This is a genomic window from Campylobacter sp. 2457A (assembly GCF_020135895.1).
GTDB lineage: Bacteria > Campylobacterota > Campylobacteria > Campylobacterales > Campylobacteraceae > Campylobacter_D > Campylobacter_D taeniopygiae.
This window is the reverse complement of the sequence record NZ_JACHTO010000003.1, coordinates 18155-36009: the sequence shown is the minus strand read 5'-3', so window position 1 is coordinate 36009 and position 17855 is coordinate 18155. Positions and strand designations below refer to the sequence as shown.

22 protein-coding genes are annotated in these 17855 nt (G+C 30.0%); 12 read left to right on the top strand and 10 right to left on the bottom strand.

Features of this window, described 5'->3' with window-relative positions; all coding sequences use genetic code 11:
- Positions 1 to 4: 4 nt before the first annotated feature.
- Entirely contained in the window at positions 5 to 985 is a 981-nt protein-coding gene (tupC, locus tag H2280_RS01695) for a tungstate ABC transporter ATP-binding protein TupC (RefSeq protein ID WP_337195390.1), read from the bottom strand.
- Positions 986 to 1672 carry a tungstate ABC transporter permease TupB gene (tupB, locus tag H2280_RS01690; RefSeq protein ID WP_337215481.1) on the bottom strand — a complete coding sequence of 229 codons (687 nt, stop codon included), beginning with the start codon at positions 1670 to 1672 and terminating at the stop codon, positions 986 to 988.
- 96 nt (positions 1673 to 1768) lie between these two features.
- Between tupB and tupA the strand changes: the two genes are divergently transcribed.
- Positions 1769 to 2578, top strand: a complete 810-nt coding sequence (gene tupA, locus H2280_RS01685) for a tungstate ABC transporter substrate-binding protein TupA (protein ID WP_337215480.1) — start codon at positions 1769 to 1771, stop codon at positions 2576 to 2578.
- An 18-nt stretch (positions 2579 to 2596) separates the two neighbouring features.
- Here tupA and H2280_RS01680 read toward each other — a convergent pair whose 3' ends face one another.
- Entirely contained in the window at positions 2597 to 3178 is a 582-nt protein-coding gene (locus tag H2280_RS01680; protein WP_337215479.1) for an NAD(P)H-dependent oxidoreductase, read from the bottom strand.
- A gap of 103 nt (positions 3179 to 3281) precedes the next feature.
- On the opposite strand from H2280_RS01680, the gene rrpA reads away from it, so the two are divergent.
- Positions 3282 to 3611, top strand: a complete 330-nt coding sequence (gene rrpA / locus H2280_RS01675) for a MarR family transcription factor RrpA (RefSeq protein WP_137623088.1) — start codon at positions 3282 to 3284, stop codon at positions 3609 to 3611.
- 3 nt (positions 3612 to 3614) lie between these two features.
- Positions 3615 to 4061, top strand: coding sequence for a lipocalin family protein (locus tag H2280_RS01670; RefSeq protein WP_137623089.1), 447 nt, complete (start codon positions 3615 to 3617; stop codon positions 4059 to 4061).
- Here the strand turns inward: H2280_RS01670 and H2280_RS01665 are convergent, their stop codons facing one another.
- A complete protein-coding gene (locus tag H2280_RS01665) occupies positions 4062 to 5138 on the bottom strand; it encodes an NAD(P)-dependent alcohol dehydrogenase (protein WP_337215513.1) in 1077 nt (358 codons plus the stop codon).
- Positions 5139 to 5285: 147 nt separating this feature from the next.
- On the opposite strand from H2280_RS01665, the gene infA reads away from it, so the two are divergent.
- The 7 genes from infA (at position 5286) to rplQ (ending at position 8592) form a co-directional block, all read left to right on the top strand.
- Positions 5286 to 5504 (top strand): translation initiation factor IF-1, encoded by a 219-nt coding sequence (gene infA / locus H2280_RS01660; protein WP_002781436.1) that lies wholly within the window; start codon positions 5286 to 5288, stop codon positions 5502 to 5504.
- A gap of 167 nt (positions 5505 to 5671) precedes the next feature.
- Positions 5672 to 5785 carry a 50S ribosomal protein L36 gene (rpmJ, locus tag H2280_RS01655; RefSeq protein ID WP_002781429.1) on the top strand — a complete coding sequence of 38 codons (114 nt, stop codon included), beginning with the start codon at positions 5672 to 5674 and terminating at the stop codon, positions 5783 to 5785.
- A 2-nt stretch (positions 5786 to 5787) separates the two neighbouring features.
- Positions 5788 to 6153, top strand: coding sequence for a 30S ribosomal protein S13 (gene rpsM, locus H2280_RS01650; protein WP_002779545.1), 366 nt, complete (start codon positions 5788 to 5790; stop codon positions 6151 to 6153).
- A gap of 9 nt (positions 6154 to 6162) precedes the next feature.
- Positions 6163 to 6555: a 30S ribosomal protein S11 gene (gene rpsK / locus H2280_RS01645; RefSeq protein ID WP_002779544.1), complete on the top strand. Its 393-nt coding sequence runs from the start codon at positions 6163 to 6165 to the stop codon at positions 6553 to 6555.
- Positions 6556 to 6582: 27 nt separating this feature from the next.
- The gene (gene rpsD, locus H2280_RS01640; protein WP_137620237.1) at positions 6583 to 7209 is read left to right on the top strand and encodes a 30S ribosomal protein S4; all 627 of its coding nucleotides are present in this window, start codon (positions 6583 to 6585) and stop codon (positions 7207 to 7209) included.
- A gap of 12 nt (positions 7210 to 7221) precedes the next feature.
- Positions 7222 to 8235: a DNA-directed RNA polymerase subunit alpha gene (locus H2280_RS01635; protein WP_137623090.1), complete on the top strand. Its 1014-nt coding sequence runs from the start codon at positions 7222 to 7224 to the stop codon at positions 8233 to 8235.
- Positions 8236 to 8238: 3 nt separating this feature from the next.
- Positions 8239 to 8592, top strand: a complete 354-nt coding sequence (gene rplQ, locus H2280_RS01630; RefSeq protein WP_134237776.1) for a 50S ribosomal protein L17 — start codon at positions 8239 to 8241, stop codon at positions 8590 to 8592.
- 103 nt (positions 8593 to 8695) lie between these two features.
- Here rplQ and H2280_RS01625 read toward each other — a convergent pair whose 3' ends face one another.
- On the bottom strand, positions 8696 to 9856 hold the full coding sequence (locus H2280_RS01625) for a tetrahydrodipicolinate N-succinyltransferase N-terminal domain-containing protein (protein ID WP_337195410.1): 1161 nt from the start codon (positions 9854 to 9856) through the stop codon (positions 8696 to 8698).
- A 77-nt stretch (positions 9857 to 9933) separates the two neighbouring features.
- Between H2280_RS01625 and mutY the strand changes: the two genes are divergently transcribed.
- A complete protein-coding gene (mutY, locus tag H2280_RS01620; RefSeq protein ID WP_337215478.1) occupies positions 9934 to 10953 on the top strand; it encodes an A/G-specific adenine glycosylase in 1020 nt (339 codons plus the stop codon).
- Here mutY and H2280_RS01615 read toward each other — a convergent pair.
- Positions 10939 to 12192, bottom strand: a complete 1254-nt coding sequence (locus H2280_RS01615) for an MFS transporter (RefSeq protein WP_337215477.1) — start codon at positions 12190 to 12192, stop codon at positions 10939 to 10941. The genes mutY and H2280_RS01615 overlap by 15 nt on opposite strands.
- A 158-nt stretch (positions 12193 to 12350) precedes the next feature.
- On the opposite strand from H2280_RS01615, the gene H2280_RS01610 reads away from it, so the two are divergent.
- A complete protein-coding gene (locus H2280_RS01610) occupies positions 12351 to 13205 on the top strand; it encodes an SPASM domain-containing protein (RefSeq protein WP_337215476.1) in 855 nt (284 codons plus the stop codon).
- On the opposite strand, the gene H2280_RS01605 is transcribed toward H2280_RS01610, so the two are convergent.
- Genes H2280_RS01605 through H2280_RS01590 form a run of 4 tightly spaced genes read right to left on the bottom strand, consistent with a single transcriptional unit; the run spans position 13186 to position 17852 of the window.
- Complete coding sequence (locus H2280_RS01605) at positions 13186 to 13995, bottom strand: ABC transporter substrate-binding protein (protein WP_337215475.1); 810 nt, start codon at positions 13993 to 13995, stop codon at positions 13186 to 13188. The genes H2280_RS01610 and H2280_RS01605 overlap by 20 nt on opposite strands.
- Positions 13992 to 14768 carry an ABC transporter ATP-binding protein gene (locus H2280_RS01600; RefSeq protein ID WP_337215474.1) on the bottom strand — a complete coding sequence of 259 codons (777 nt, stop codon included), beginning with the start codon at positions 14766 to 14768 and terminating at the stop codon, positions 13992 to 13994. Before H2280_RS01600 ends, H2280_RS01605 begins: the two co-directional genes overlap by 4 nt.
- Positions 14768 to 15742 carry a FecCD family ABC transporter permease gene (locus H2280_RS01595; protein WP_337215473.1) on the bottom strand — a complete coding sequence of 325 codons (975 nt, stop codon included), beginning with the start codon at positions 15740 to 15742 and terminating at the stop codon, positions 14768 to 14770. The genes H2280_RS01600 and H2280_RS01595 overlap by 1 nt, the downstream gene beginning before the upstream one ends.
- Positions 15732 to 17852 carry a TonB-dependent receptor gene (locus H2280_RS01590; protein ID WP_337215472.1) on the bottom strand — a complete coding sequence of 707 codons (2121 nt, stop codon included), beginning with the start codon at positions 17850 to 17852 and terminating at the stop codon, positions 15732 to 15734. The genes H2280_RS01595 and H2280_RS01590 overlap by 11 nt, the downstream gene beginning before the upstream one ends.
- Positions 17853 to 17855 lie beyond the last annotated feature (3 nt).

Genomic DNA, 17855 nt, shown 5'->3' with positions numbered 1-17855 from the left:
TATGTTAATCTAAAAAATAAATAGCATCTTGATTAAACGTAAGAATAATTTCATCGTATAAATTTAAACCGCTTTGGCTAAATTGATCTTGATTTAAGCCAAATTCTAAAATTTTATCTTGAGTTTTAATACGTACGAAAACAAAATCTTTTCTAGTTCTTAAAGCTATAACTAAACATTTATCAATTATAAAATCAAAAGCATGATCTAAATTATCTTTTTCTTTTGCAAAAGAAATTTTATAAGGATTTATGGCTATTTTACTTGAATTTTTTTTCATATAAGGACTAAAATCCATAAAACGATCAAAATAAATTCCTTTATTTTCAAGATCGAAAACATTAGTATTTTCAAATTCCAAAATTTCACCAGAATGCAAATAATATCTTTTTTGCGCTAAAGAATCTAAAAAAACTTTATCATGACTTGCAATTAAAAAGCCGCTATTGTAAGTTTTTTGCATAAATAAAATTGCTTTTTTAAACAAAATGGCTGTTTTTTGATCTAAAAAAGCACTAGGCTCATCCAATAAATAATACTTCGCACGAACACTCAAAGCCAAAGCAAAGGCAAGTTTTTGACTTTGTCCTGAAGAAAGTTCATTAGGATGTTTTTTAAGTAAGCTTTTATCAATCTCAAGCAAATTAAAAGTTTCATCGATACGATTTTGACTTTCTTTTAAATCGATTTTATAAGTTTTTAAAAGAAATAAAAAATTTTTTTCAATACTGCGATTGAGAAATATAGGCTCTGGAAAAAGAAGATAAATTTGACGCTTTTCATCTGAATTTAAATGCGTTTTTCCAAAATAAGAAATATTTTCAAAATCCTCTTCAAGAAATTTAAGTATTCTTAAAAGCGTGGATTTTCCACTCCCATTTAAACCCATTAAAATACTGATTTTGCTAGTATCTAAAACTAATTTTTTAATATTTAAAATATTTTTTTGATCATAGCTAAAGCTAAAATTATTAAGCTCTATCACTCAACGCCTTTTAAATTTATAAATGATGCAATTTAAAACAAAAGCAATTGAGATTAAAACCAAAGCAAGGGCAATGCCACTGGCAAATTCGCCTTTATTGGTTTCTAAAGAAATTGCCGTTGTAATTGTTCTTGTATCGTATTTGATATTTCCGCCAACTATCATAGCCACACCCACTTCAGCTATAATACGCCCATAAACCAAAGCTATGACGCTGATAAGAGAAAACCTTAACTCATGGATGATAATCATAATAAGCTTTATAGAATTTAAATGAAACGATTTAATAAGCAATAATTGCTTTTTGCTAATATTTTCAACTAGATTCGCAAAAAGAGCTATTGCTATAGGCAAGGCGAGTATAAATTGGCCTAAAATTAAAGCTTTTATAGTAAAAAGTAAGCCAAGCTCCCCTAAAGGCCCACGATTTGAAATCAAAGCGTATAAAATCAAACCCACCGCCACGGTTGGAAAAGAAAGGCTTGTATCGATCATAAGCCTTAAAAAACGTTTAAATTTAAAATTAAAAAATCCCAAAACAAAACCCAAAGGAAAGCCCACCACTAAAGCTAAAACTACAGATATACTAGAACTTAACATGGTTGTTTTTATGGCTGAAATCACACTATCATCAGTGTTTAATAACAATAATAAAGCTTGTTTAAAACCGTCAAAAATATATTCCAAATTCACAAGTCCAAAAAAATAAATTAAGAAATTTTAGCATAATTTATGTTAAAATCTTTCTACATTATATTTTGTAAAATTTTTTAAAGGAAAAAGATGAAAAAAACGATATTTCTAGGATTGTTTTTGGCTTTAAACATTCAAGCAGCAGAATTAAGAATGGCAACCACAACAAGCACCGACAATACAGGCTTACTCGATGGCTTACAACCTCTTTATAAGCAAGAAACAGGCAATACTTTAAAATGGGTTGCTGTTGGCACAGGCGCGGCCTTGAAAATGGGTGAAGATTGTAATGCAGATGTGCTTTTTGTGCATTCTCCAAAGGCTGAAAAGGAATTCATCAAAAAAGGTTATGGAATTGATAGAACCCCTGTAATGTATAATGATTTTGTCATTATTGCGGATAAATCTTTAGCGCCAAAATTTAAGGGTAAAAATTTAGAAGAGAGTTTAAAACTTATAAGAGATGAAAAATTAACCTTTATTTCAAGAGGGGACAAATCAGGCACCGATAATAAAGAAAAAAGCTTGTGGAAAAGCATAGGCAAAGTTCCAGAAAAAGAAAGTTGGTATCAACAAAGCGGACAAGGAATGCTTGCAAGTATTAAAATCGCTGAAGAGAAAAAAGGAGTGATTTTAACCGATCGTGGCACTTATATCAAGTATGAATTTAATGAAAAAGGAAAACCAAATTTGATCATCGTTAATGAAGGTGATGATAGATTGAAAAATTTTTATTCTGTAATCGCAGTAAATCCAAAACATTGTAAAAATGTTAATTACACTGAAGCAAAAAAATTCATCAATTGGCTTACAAGTGACGATACTTTAAGTTTTATTGGCGGATTTAAACTGCTTTATAAACCTTTATTTAAAGTAGATGCTAAAACAAGAAAAGAATAAAGCAGGAAATTTCCTGCTTTATTTAAAAACCTTTTTCAAATGTACTTCATAATCACTTAGGTATTTTTCAACTTGTGGATTTTTTATGACATCATTACATATAAAAGTTTCTAAGGCTTTCATACCTAAAAATTCATGAGCTTTGTGCAAATGCCAATACACCATATCCACGCCCTTACCCTCAAAAAACTCATTTTGATCATTAAAAGCTTCAATAGGTGCATTCCAAGTTAAGCTAAACATATATTTTTTATCTTTAACCAAACCACCTTTTCCATAATTTTTTGTAGGATTTTCATGACTTCTTCCATCGTTAGCATAAAGTTTGCCATGCCCTACAGTAAAAACTTCATCGATGTATTTTTTAACAATCCAAGGCTCACCCATCCACCAAGCTGGCATTTGATAAATAATAACATCAGATTTTAAAAATTTTTCCAATTCTTCTTGTGCATTATAGCCTTTATCAATGTGTGTTTGTAAAATTTCAAATCCTAAATCACTTAAAATTTTAGCAGCATGATTGTGCAAAGTAAAATTAAGTTTGCCATTTGAATGTCCAAACTCCTTCGCTCCATTGAGTAATAATATTGTCTTCATCTTCACTCCTTTAATCAATTTTTGTGCTAAAATTATATTTTAACTATAAACAATAGTCAATACGAAAAATAAAGTAAGATACTATACTAAAGGAGTGCGTTTGATGATAAAAGATGAAAATTGCAATTTCAATGAATGTGGCTTTAATTATACCCTATCCCTTATTGAAGGTAAATACAAAATGAGTATTTTATACTGCCTTTTTCGCAATCAAGTGATAAGATATAATGAATTAAAAAGAATTTTAAAACCAATCTCTTTTAAAACACTCACCAACACTTTAAGGAGTTTAGAAAATGATAAACTCATCATACGCAAAGAATATCCTCAAATTCCTCCTAAAGTAGAATACAGCTTATCTAAACGCGGACAAAGTCTCATTCCTATCTTAGAAGCCATGTGCGAATGGGGCGAAAATCACAAAAAAGGATAAATTATGATAGAACTTATCGGCGATATTAATTTACAAAATTACATGGGTGAATGGCTTGAAATCGCTAGAAAGCCTAATTTTTTTCAAAAAGCCTGTCAAAGCTCAAAAGCCAAATACACATTAAAATACAAAGGTGAAACTCCTTATATAGAAATAGAAAATTTTTGCCAAAAAGAAAATGAAATTTCAAGCATCAAAGGTAAAGCAAAGCTAAATGCTAATCGAAAATTAGCTGTAAGCTTTAATTTTTTTATGAATCTTTTTAATAAAACCAATTATGAAATTATTTTCATCGATACAGAATATCAAGTGGCTATTGTCGGAAGTCCTGATAAAAAATATCTATGGATTTTAGCAAGAAAAAAATTAGATGAAAAAACCTTGCAAGAACTTTTAAAAATAGCCAAAGAAAGAAATTTTGATATCAGCGATCTGATTTTTGATCGCTGATTATTCTTTTGTCATATCGATTACATAACGGAATTTTGCTTTTCCAGAAGTTAAATTTTCATAAGCTTTATCGATTTCTTGCGGAGTGATTAGCTCGGTTTCTGGATAAATTTTATTTTTAAGTGAAAAATCAAGCATTTCTTGAGTTTCAGCTATTCCACCTATTAAAGATCCATAAACCCTTTTGCCTGCTTTATGGATTAAGGTATTGATTTGAATTCCTATTTTATGCTCAACCGGTGGAAGTCCTACTATAGCTAATTCTCCTCCAAATTTAAGCAAATCAAGATAAACAGAAGGATCATAAGGTGTTGGAATGGTTGAAATGATCAAGTCAAAACGCTCTTTAACCGCATCTTTATCCGTGCTCGTATAAAAAGAACTTGCACCCATTACTAAAGCGTCACTTTTTTTATTTTCATTTCTCGCAAAAACACTCACTTTTGCACCCATTTTAATCGCATATTTTACCGCCATCATTCCAAGTCCGCCAAAACCTGCTATAGCTACCAAAGAACCTTCTTTGATTTTTGAAAATTTCAAAGGAGAATAAGTTGTAATACCCGCACAAAGCAAAGGTGCAACCTTTTCAAGAGGTGCATCTTTAGGAACACAAACTGCAAATTTTTCACTCACGACTATATTGTTAGAATATCCACCATAAGTGATTTCATTATTATGAAAAATATCTTTACTGTTATAGGTATAAATTGTTTTTCCATTTTCGCAAAATTGCTCTTGAGAGCGTTTGCAAGCTTCACATTCTCCACAAGAATTAACCATACAACCTACACCCGCATAATCACCTACTTTAAATTTAGTCACATTTTTACCTACAGAGATGACCTCTCCAGCGATCTCATGGCCAGGAACACAAGGATAAATAGTCGCTCCCCACTCACTTTTTGCAGTATGCACATCACTATGACAAATTCCTGCGTATAAAATTTTTATCAAAATATCATTATCGCCTATAACGTGACGAGAAAATTCAAAAGGGGTAAATTTCGCATCTTTGCCAAGCATGGCATAGCCCTTGCTATGAATTCTTCCATTGTCTAAAATTTTATAATCGATCATTATTTCATCTCCTTTTTATAAAGATTTGGTTGTTTTTATTTTATCAAAAAAATATCAAACGATAAATAACAAAAAATAAGTAAATTTTTTAATAATTTTTGATAGAATAATTTTTACATTTTAAAAATTAAAAGGAGAAAACTTTTGGCAAAAGATGATGTAATAGAAATCGACGGAACAGTACTCGAAGCATTACCTAATGCAAATTTTAAAGTAGAATTAGACAATAAACATGTCATTCTTTGTCACATTGCAGGAAAAATGCGTATGCATTATATAAGAATTATGCCTGGTGATAAAGTTAAAGTAGAACTCACGCCTTATAGTCTTGATAAAGGACGTATTACTTTTAGATATAAATAAGCTAATTAAAAGTTTTTTTTCGATAAAATTAGCGTTTTTGCGACATTTTGTATCGAACTATGAAAGAAGTATTTTTAAAATTCACCACTTATTTTAAAAATAGTTGGTTATTCATAAAACCTGATGCAGTCGCAAATCAAGTGGAATTTACTTAAAAGGAGACGCTCATGAAAGTGAGACCATCTGTTAAAAAGATGTGCGACAAGTGCAAAGTAGTTCGCCGTAAAGGCGTAGTTCGCATTATTTGCGAAAATCCAAAACATAAACAAAGACAAGGATAAACATGGCTCGTATTGCAGGTGTTGATTTACCAAAGAAAAAAAGAATTGAGTATGGACTAACTTACATTTATGGTATAGGGCTTTTTACATCAAGAAAAATTCTTGATAAGACAGGAATTTCTTACGATAAAAGAGTTCATGAACTTAGCGAAGATGAAGCAGCGGCAATTAGAAAAGAAATCCAAGAAAACTATATGGTTGAAGGGGATCTTAGAAAACAAGTTGCTATGGATATCAAAGCTCTTATGGATTTGGGAAGTTTTAGAGGTTTAAGACATAGAAAAGGCTTACCTGTTCGTGGTCAAAAAACAAAAACAAATGCTAGAACTCGCAAGGGTAAAAGAAAAACCGTTGGTGCAAAATCATAAGGATAAGAAATGGCTAAAAGAAAAATTGTAAAGAAAAAAGTAGTTAAAAAAAATATAGCAAAAGGTATTGTATATATCAGTGCAACTTTTAACAATACCATGGTAACAGTAACTGATGAAATGGGAAATGCGATTGCTTGGAGCAGTGCAGGTGGTTTAGGATTTAAAGGTTCTAAAAAATCAACCCCTTATGCGGCACAACAAGCAGTAGAAGACGCTTTAAATAAAGCAAAAGAACACGGAATTAAAGAAGTAGGTATAAAAGTTCAAGGACCAGGAAGTGGTAGAGAAACTGCTGTAAAAAGTGTAGGCGCTATGGAAGGAATCAAAGTTACTTTCTTAAAAGATATCACTCCATTAGCTCACAATGGTTGTAGACCGCCTAAGCGTCGTCGCGTCTAAAATATAAGAAAAATTTAGGAGATTATTATGGCAAGATATAGAGGACCAGTAGAAAAATTAGAAAGACGCTTTGGTGTTAGCTTGGCATTAAAAGGAGAAAGAAGATTAGCCGGAAAAAGTGCATTAGATAAACGCCCTTATGCACCAGGACAACACGGAGCAAGAAAAGGTAAAATTAGCGAATATGGACTTCAATTAAGAGAAAAACAAAAAGCTAAATTTATGTATGGAGTTAGCGAAAAGCAATTTAGAAGACTTTTTGCAGAAGCAGCTAGAAAAGATGGTAATACAGGGGTTTTACTCATCCAACTTTTAGAGCAAAGATTAGACAATGTAGTTTATAGAATGGGATTTGCAACAACTCGTCGTTTTGCAAGACAACTTGTAACTCATGGACACATTTTAGTTAATGGTAAAAGAGTGGATATCCCTAGCTTTAGAGTAGAAGCAGGTGCTAAAATCGAAATCATCGAAAAAAGCAAAAATAATCCTCAAATTACAAGAGCAATAGAGCTTACAGCGCAAACCGGTATAGTAGCTTGGGTTGATGTAGAAAAAGACAAGAGATTTGGAATTTTTACAAGAAAACCTGAAAGAGAAGAAGTTGTCATTCCGGTAGAGGAAAGATTTATCGTTGAGCTTTACTCTAAATAATAGGGGCTAAATATGAGAAAAATTACAACATCCGCTTATACGCCAACAGAATTTACAATAGAAAATATTAGTGATACTGTGGCTAAAATCAGCGCTTGGCCTTTTGAAATCGGCTATGGGATCACCCTAGCCCATCCTTTACGTCGCTTGCTTTATACAAGCACCGTAGGCTACGCTCCAACTGCAATTCATATTGATGGAATATCTCATGAATTTGACAGTATGCGTGGTATGTTTGAAGACATCGCGCTTTTTATTCTTAACTTGAAAAAATTACGTTTTAAGATTAAGAATGATTCTGATAAAGAAATCGTAGAATTTAACTTCAAAGGCCCTAAAGAAATTTATGGCAAAGATTTGAACAATGATCAAGTTGAAGTGGTAAATGCTGATGCATATTTAGCAACCATCAATGAAGATGCGGATCTTAAATTTACTTTGATTATAGAAAAAGGTATTGGTTATGTTCCAAGCGAAGAAATCAAAGAATTTTTAGATGATCCTAAATTTATAGCATTGGATGCTTTCTTTACTCCAGTAAGAGAAGCGACTTATGATATTGAAAAAGTTTTATTTGAAGATAATCCTGATTATGAAAAAGTGGTTTTAACTATCACCACAGATGGACAAATCACTCCAAATGAAGCTTTTCAAAATGCTTTAGAAGCTATGTATAAACAATTATCAGTGTTTGATAAAATCACTAATGTTAGAAGTATCATTAAAAATCAAGCCACTAGCAATGAATTAGAAAATACTAAATTATTGCAAAATATCACTGACTTAAATTTAAGTGCAAGAAGTTACAATTGCCTTGAAAAAGCAGGAGTTGTTTATATAGGCGAACTTGCCTTAATGAGTGTAAATGAACTTGCGGGACTTAAAAATTTAGGTAAAAAATCACTTGATGAAATCAAAAGCATCATGGAAAGCATAGGTTTCCCTGTAGGAACTTCTAAATTAAGTGATAATAGAGATATATTAAGCAAAAAAATCACTGAATTAAAAGCACAAAATGAAGGATAAAAAATGAGACATAAACACGGATATAGAAAACTTGGCAGAACTTCATCTCATCGTGCTGCTTTGTTAAAAAATTTAACGATAGCTTTAGTTAATAGCGGTAAAATAGAAACAACTTTACCAAAAGCTAAAGAATTAAGAGGATATGTAGAAAGACTTATTACAAGAGCAAGATTGGGCGATTTTAATGCGCATAGAGCTGTTTTTGCTTCATTGCAAGATAAAAACGCTACTAACAAATTAGTCACAGAAATCGCTCCAAAATTTAAAGAAAGAAACGGTGGCTACACTAGAATCATTAAAACTAGAATTCGTCGTGGTGACGCTGCTGAAATGGCTTTTATTGAATTTGTAGCTTAATAAAATCCTAGCTTATGCTAGGATTTACTTCCTATCTAAAAAACAATCCAAAATATTTTTTATTGTTAAAAAATAAATCCCAAGCTAAACTTGAGAATTTATCTTAATGTAAAGCTTCGTTGAGTTTGACTGCTTTTTTATTTAAAGCAACGATCATCACTCCCGTTGTAGAATCTTGACGGAAATGAAGTCCGTTTAAGCCTTGAAGTTCTAAACCTTTGTATATTTCTTTATCAAAAGTGAAATTTGGATTAAGCTTTGCGAGTTCTTGTGCATCTTTTAATAAAAATTTAGTTCCCTCTAGCACTGCAATTCCTGCATCAACGATACAATTATCACCCAAAGGAACGCCGGTAACAGAATTAGCGCCTAAAAGACAAGCTTTGCCTATGCTGATCGCATTTCCACTTGTTCCGCTTAAAACTCCTAATATAGAAGCTCCTCCGCCTATATCAGATCCTTCTCCCACGACTACACTTGAACTTATGCGACCCTCTACCATACAAGCTCCCGTTGTTCCTGCATTGAAATTCACATAAGAAGCGCCTGGCATAATCGTTGTTCCTGCTGCCAAAGAAGCACCCATTCTTACCTTTGAACTTTCTAAAATTCTTGTATTATCTTCAGGTATGATATGCGCTAAAAATCTTGGGAATTTATCAACAAAATCAATTTTTGGATATTGATTAGTCATCTTTAAACGCATTTCATTTTCTCTTAAATAATCAAGCTCTATAGGCTTATCATCACTCCAAGCAACATTGCTTAAAAGTCCAAAGGCGCCATTTAGATTGATACTTCTTAAAGGCACTTTTTTTGTAGAAAGCAAATAAAGTTTAAGATAAACGCTTTCAACACTCAAAGGCTCTTTATCTTCAAAAAGACATACAAAAGCAAATTCATCGTCTTTAAATTTCTCTTTAATCAATTTTAACAAGTCGATATTTTTATGCCCTTCTTCTTCTAAAAAAGGTTTGAAGCAAGATAAAGCAAATTCAATATCTTCCATTTTTAAAACTTGAGTAAATTCGCTCGCATTAAAATCGATCTCGATTCCCCTTTGCATAAAAGATTCAAGTATGATCGCAGCTGAACTAAAATTCTGCTCATAATTTACCAAAGCAAAACTCGCTTGTAAGATTTTATTTTTATTGATTTGTCCTCTATCAAGTCTTGCTATACCAAAAGCTTTAGGCTGTTTATAGCCACTTTTTTGTTCTATTTGTTTGATTAAAAGTAAAAAATCTTCTTTGGTATTTACCAACATATTTTCCCCTTTTTAAGAATCGATTTTGTTTATTTTATCAAAAAAAATCTAAAATTTTTGATATACTTTGATTTATGCAAAAACAAACCATTGAGAAACTTCAAAAAAAATTACTTCTTTGGTATGAAGATAAAGGGCGAAAAGATCTACCTTGGCGGAATTTACAAAGTACTCATTGTGATGATAGGTTGAAACAAATTGATAGAGCTTATGGGGTTTATATCAGTGAAATTATGCTTCAGCAAACTCAGGTAAAATCTGTTTTAGAAAGATTTTATTTTCCATTTTTACAAAAATTTCCTACTTTGCAAAGTTTAGCTAGTGCTAATGAAGATGAGCTTTTAAAAGCTTGGCAAGGACTTGGTTATTACACTCGTGCTAGAAATTTAAAAAAAGCAGCTTTAGAATGTATGGAGAAATTTGGTGGTATTTTGCCCAAAGAGCTTGAGAAATTAAAAAGCTTAAGCGGTATAGGCGCTTATACAGCAGGTGCAATTGCTTGTTTTGCTTATGATCAAAAGGTGGCTTTTGTTGATGGCAATATACGCCGTGTGCTTTCTCGCCTTTTTGCTTTAAAAAATACGAACATGAAAGAGCTCGAATCAAAAGCATATAAAATCCTAAATTTAAATGATGCTTTTAATCATAATCAAGCTTTGCTTGATATAGGTGCCTTGGTTTGTTTGCCAAAAAATCCAAAATGTGGAGTTTGCCCTTTGTATGATTTTTGCAAGGCCAAATTTAACCCACATTCTTATCCTGAAAATAAGAAAATTCTTTATGAAAAATTAAATTTAGCACTTATTTTTTATATTTATAAAGATCAAATTGCTATTGAAAAAAGTCAAGAAAAGCTTTATAAGGGCATGTATAATTTTCCTTTATTTAAGCAAAATGAATTTAAAAAGCAAAAAAATATGATGTTTTTAGGAGAGTTTAAACATAGTTATACTAAATATAAAATCAATATTAAAGTGTATCATCAAATTTTAAAAATTAAAACTAAAGATTATGAATTTAAAGAAATTAAAGAACTAAAATCTATCCCATTATCAATACTTTCTTTAAAAGCTCTAAATTTACTTAAGTTCTGATTTTTTAGGTAAGCATAAAGTGGCTATAAGCATAATGATTATAAAAATAGTTATATAGATAAAAAAGCCATTTTCCATACCTGCATTTTTAAATTGTAAAGCTATCCAAGGTGCAGAGCCCCCAAAAACAGCATTTGAAATAGCATAACCTAGACCTGTTCCTAAAGCTCTTATATGCTCAGGAAAAAGTTTAGCTTTAAAAATTCCAGCGACTGAAGTATAAAAACTTAAAATAATAAATAATAATACTACCAAGATAAATACCAAATAAGAACTATTTTGTGCATTTTTAGTGATCAATGCAAAAATAGGATAAATTCCTACAAGGGCTAAAATACAAAATATAATTAAAGAATTCTTATGTCCTATTTTATCTCCTAGATAACCAAAAATAGGTTGGATAATCATAAGTATAAATAAAGCACCTAAAAAAAGATTATTAACAAGTATTTTATCCATACCTGCATTTTCTATAAAGGTTTTCGTATAAGTAGTGATAGTATAAAAAGTTAAAGAACCTCCAGAGGTTATTGCAAGCACTATTAAAAAAGGTTTCCAAGATTTACATAATGCTTTTAAAGTTCCACGATCTTCATTTTGATGAAGTTTGGTGGCGCTTTCATTTATCATCCTTCTTGAAAAAAATGAACCAAGTGCTAAAATTCCACCTATGATAAAAAGTATTCTCCAAGCATATTCCTTCATATCATCAATACTAAAAAATAAAAACATTATACTAATACTCATAACCGCTAGAAGTTGTCCGCCTATTAGAGTTACATATTGAAAAGAAGAGTAAAAACCGCGTTTTCCTTCTACGGCGAGTTCTGAAAGATAAGTTGCTACTATACCATATTCTCCGCCTACGCTAAGACCTTGTATAAGTCTTGCTATTAAAAGCAAGATAATAGCAAGATTACCAACTATATTTTTGCTTGGTAGGGCTGCTATCATAAAAGAACCTAAAGCCATTAAAACTACAGATATTATCATAGATTTTTTACGACCCATCTTGTCAGCTAAAGAGCCAAAGATCCAAGAGCCTATGGGGCGCATAAAAAATCCTGCGGCAAAAACTCCAAAAGCATTAATTTGTTGGATTGTAGGATTATCTGATGTTGAAAAAGTGTGAGCAAAATATGTTGCTGTAAAAGCATAGATATAAAAATCAAACCATTCTACTAGATTTCCACTGCTTGCTGCCATGATAGAGCGAATTTTATGAGTAGATTTTTGCATACAAGTCCTTAATATTGCAAGTTTTTATTTTAAGTGTAGCATGATTTTTTTTAATACTTTAAAATACCTAAGTAAAGGAATAAAAAAATAAGAATTTTTATAAATAATGTTACTATTTTACTTGAAAATTGGTAAAATAACTGTTTTTGGATAAAAGAATGAAATTTAAAAAAATTTATATAGAACTAAGCGATATTTGTGGTTTAAAATGTGATTTTTGCCCTTCACAAAAAGCAATACGAAAAATTATGTCTAAAGAAAATTTTATCACTTTAGCAAAGCAAATTCATAATCAATCTAAGCTTTTTACTCTACATCTTTTAGGCGATCCTTTACTTTTGCCGGATTTAAAGAGTTATTTAGACATTGCTAAAGATTATGATATGAAACTTGAGATTACTACAAGCGGTTTTTATTTTGATGTTAAAAATCGTGATTTATTATTAAATTATGAAAATATCCGTCAGATTAATATTTCTTTGATGGCTTTTTTAAGCCAAAGTAAGTTTTCTTTAAAGCAATATTTTGATCCTATTTTAACATTTTGCAAAGAACATATAAGGTGCCAAAAAACAAGCTTTATTAATCTTAGGCTTTGGAATTTAGATACTGATTTTAAAGCACCTAAAGAAAATTTTATCATTTATGAATTTTTATCTAAAGAATTTCAAAAAGATATTGATTTTCCTTTGGCAAAAAATTATTTAGCAAGGCACATTATCCTTCATCAAAATAAGCTTTTTAAGTGGCCAAATTTGGATGATACGCCTTTATATTTTCATGGAAAATGTTACGCCTTAAAAGATCAAATTGGAATTTTGAGTGATGGAACTTTAGTTCCTTGTTGTTTGGATGCTAAAGGGGATATAAATTTGGGCAATGTTTTTAAAGATGGTTTTGAAAATCTTTTAAATTCTAAGCGTTTAACGGCGATGAAAAAAGCTTTTGAGGAAAATAAACGCATCGAAAAGCTTTGTCAAAGTTGTGAATTTTTTAAGGCAAGACTGTTTTAATTTCCGCTTTAAATTCTTTAATTCTATCTATAATTTTAGGACTTAAACGTAATAATAAATATGTATTTTTATAAGTATAGATTCGATTTTTTTTAACTGCTTTGGTATTTTTTAATAAAGAGCTGTTATTTAGTAGATTTTTATCAGTTGCATTGATTCCAAATATAAGTAAATCAGGATTTTGCTTTAGTATATATTCTTCTGATATTATTGGACGTGTTATATTGCTTTTCGGACTTAAATTTTTTATTCCGATAAGTTTTAAAATATCAGCAATTAAAGAATTATCACTAAAAGCCATTAAAGGATTGCTAGAATAAAGATAAATTGCACTTTTATTTAAAGGATTTTTCTCTAAATTTTTTAGTTCATCTTCGAATTTTTTTAAAATTTTTTTTCCTTCCTTTTCTTTTTGTGTTATTTTTGCAAGAATTTTTATGTTATCTTTTATATCATTAAGATGTTGCGTTTTAAAAATCATAGTTTTAATACCAAAATTATCAAGTTTTTGTTTTAAGTTAAGAGAATAAGAACTTAAAATTACCAAAGTTGGATCAAGAGAAATAATTTTTTCAACTGATGGATTTGTAAATGTTCCAACACTTGTAATTTTAGAAGTTTTTTCTTTTGGATAAATATCTGAATGCGTTAAAGAGACAATGCCTATGATTTGATCATCCGCTTTTAACATAAAAAGCGTTTCAATACTTGCTGGATCAAGAGAAATAATACGTTCTTTTGCTTGGAGTGTTATTATAAATACGAAACATAAGATTAGTACTTTTTTCATTTTACTTCCTTTAAAGCTAAAATATAAGGTTTTGAATTTTCATAAATAATTTTGCAGTTTAAATTATAAATTTCTTTTAAAATTTCTTTTTTTAAAAGTTCCTTAGTGTTGCCAAAATATCTCACCTTGCCTTTTTTTAAAAAAAGTAATTTGTTGCAAAAAAGTGATGCAAGGTTTAGATCATGAAGTACCGCTATAATAGTAATTTTTTGTTCTTGAATTAAATTTTCACAAAAACTTAGAATTTCAATAGCATGGTTTAAATCAAGTGCTGATGTAGGTTCATCCAAAAATAGAATTTTTGGTTGCTTGAGTAAAGCTCTAGCTAATAATATTTTTTGAAATTCTCCTCCGCTTAAAGATAATATATCTCTGTGTAATAATTCGTCTATTTTTATCATTTGAGCTAATTCTTGAATTTCTAATATATCTTTTTTTGAGTATGTATTAAAAGAATTTTTTAAATGAATAAATTTACTCATTAAAAGCACATCTAAAACTTTTAATGGCGTTTTAAGTTCTGAATTTTGAGGAACAAAGCCACAAATTTTAGCAAATTCTTTAAGTTGAAAATCTTTAATATTTTTATTGAAAAGTATTATTTCACCACTTTTGGGGGTTAAATTTTTGAGCATAATTTTTAAAAGAGTACTTTTACCCGATCCATTAGGACCTAAAATTCCTATAAATGTTTGACTTTCAATATTTATATTAATATTTTCTAGCAGTATTTTTTTATTATAGGAAAAATTTAAATTTTTTATTTCAAACATTATAATAACCTTTTAGCTTTCAAAGTTAAATATAAAAATATTGGTGATCCAATAAAAGCGGTTAAAATTCCTATAGGAATTTGTATAGGTGCTATAACTGTCCTAGCTAGGGTATCACAAATAAGCAAAAAAATACCTCCAAAAACTGTACAAAAAGGTATTATTAAAATATTATTATAATTTTTAAATAGAATTCTTACTCCATGAGGAATAATAAGACCTACAAAGCCAATTAATCCTGTAAAAGATATAGCAAAAGATACAGATAGGGAAGAAATTATAAGTAAATTAATTTTAAGTTTTTTTGCATCCACTCCTAAATTTCTAGCTTCATCATCACCACTTAAAATAATATTAAGTTCGTTTCTGTGTATATAAAAATATAACAAAGATAAAAATAGCGGAGGTATTAAAATAACAACTTCATACCAAGAAGCTGACCCAATGTTTCCCATTAACCAAGCAACTATTTTAAAAGAATCTTCGCCTATAAGGTAGGTAAAAAATGAAGCAAAGGCTCCTAAAAAAGATGAAGTCGCTATTCCTATGATAAGCAAAGTAGCCATAGAAGATTTTGAGGAAATTTTAAAGATTGCCAAGGTAAAAAAAGCAGAGCAAAAAAATCCCAAAATTCCATAAAAATAATCTGGCAATTTTAATAGATAAGCTAGGACTGCACCAAAAGTTGCTGCTGAAGCTATACCTATAATATAGGGATCAGCTATAGGATTTGAAAAGACATTTTGAGTTATAGCTCCACTACTTGCTAAAAGCATTCCAATTAAAATAGCCATTATAATTCTTGGTAAACGTCCATCAATTATAATTTGACGCAAAATTTCATTTTCTGAAATAAGATGAGAAAAAAGTTGAGTAGGACTTAAATTTTCATCTCCTAAGCAAAGAGAGATAAGGATAACTCCTAAATAAATAATAAAAATAATTATAGCCCAAATAAAATTTTTAAAAAACATATTTTAACTCTAAATAATAATTTCTACCACTTCCTGATAAATATTCGTCATTGAGGCTGTCTTGATAGGTGTAGTATTGCTTGTTAAAAAGATTTCTGATTCCGCTAGAAATTTGTAATTTTTTATAATAATAGCTTAAACCAATATCTGTTAAAGCATAATCTTTTATCCAAGTGTTTTTACTCATTTTTCCGGTTTTTTCATCTATCATTCCACCATCTTTAGCACGAGAATAATAAGTTAGATCCAAAAAGGTACTAAAATTTGAATTAATAGCGTATTCTACACCGAGACTAGCTTTGATTTTTGAGACATAAGGAATTCTTTTTCCTTTGTTAATCCCTTTTGAAATTTTAGCATCTATATAGGCTATGCTTTGTCTAAATATAAGCGCATCATCTAAAAAGCTTTGATCGAAATTTAATTCCGCGCCAATACGATGAGTTTGATCGATATTGTAATATTTCCAAAAAGCACCTGCCTCAGAATGTGGATTTCCAAGATATGAAATTTCATCCTTGCTTAAGGTGTAAAATAAAGTTAAATTAAATCCATAAAAATCCCACCAAAGATCATTGATTCCTAGTTCAAAGGTATTAAAAATTTCAGAATTTAAATCTGAAGAATAATATTTTTGTGTTTTTTGATCTTTATTGACAAATTGTGCCGGTGAAGGAGATATAAAGCCTCTTTCATATTTAAGGTATAAACTTCCTGTGTTTGAGTATTTAAAATTTGGAGTGATTTCAAAGGCAAAATTATTGCCTTGATTTTCAGTATTAAAGGTTTCAGTATTATTTTTTTGTGTTTGAAAAATAAGCATTCTGCTTGTATAGTTTCTATTTGTTTTATAAAAACTGCGTTCATATCTTAACCCACTAGAAATGCTGAAAATATCATTAAATTCATGAGAATCAAGTGCAAATAAAGAATGGCTTTGCTTTTTCATATCCATAAGAGTTGTCATGGTGTGATTGATTGAAAAATTAGGCATATTTATATCATAATGGATAATGCTTGTTCTTTTAGCATCATGATTAGCAAATTCATAACCAAAGATAAGATAAGAATTGTCTTTATAGTTGTATCTGCTTTTAAGATTTATCCCTGTAAAGGTATCTTCAAAACTACTTCCATTTTGATATACAGGCAAGGTTATACCCATAACAGTCATCATGGAAATATCTTTGAGATAATTGATTTTTTGATTTTGCCAGAAAGTTTCTAGATCAAATTCCCAAGTATCATCAAGATAGTAATGATAATCTAGAGTGATTTCAGGTCTATTGATAGAGGTGATATTTTCTCCATTGCCTTTTTGTTTAGGATTGTCTTCAATTTGTGCTTTTGTTAAATATCCACTTCCTGTATTTTTGCTTTTAAAATAATTATAACCAAAAATCAAATCGCTTTGCTCATTAGGGTTGATATAGGTTTTAGTGTTTATAAAATAGCCTTTTTCATTATAACCATCTTGATAACCATCTTGATTAAAGCCTTCCATATTAAAACTAAAGGCTAGATTTTCGTTGATTTTTTTGGCCGCATTGATTTCTAAATTGCCACCTAATTTGTGTCGATTGTATCCATTTCCTTTTATAGCTATAGAAAATAAATCTTTTTTTTGTTTTTTTGTGATAATATTGATCGCACCTCCGCGAGTACCATTTCCATAAAGTACAGAGCCTCCACCTGGGATAATTTCTATACGTTCAACATTATCAAGATTGATACTATTTAGTGGAGTTACTCCATGAGAATTATCAAGCATGTTAATTGATTTTCCATCGATCATGACTTTAACAGCGACATTGGATTTATCGCCTTGACCTCGCATGTCAATATTTCTTCCTAGTCCAAAATTAACAAAATTAATTTCAGCCATTCTTTCTAAAGCTTGTTCTATGGAGCTAAAACCTTTTTTTTGCAAATCGGAGCTGTTAATAACGATGACATTTCTTAAACTATTATCAAAATCTTGCTTACTTGCAGAAACAACGATTTCATCCAGTTTAACCTTATCTTCTTCGTTGTTTTCTTGTGCATTAATATCAATGAGTAAAAAATTTATCAGGATAAAGAATTTTATCAACGTTATTTTTTTATGCAAGAT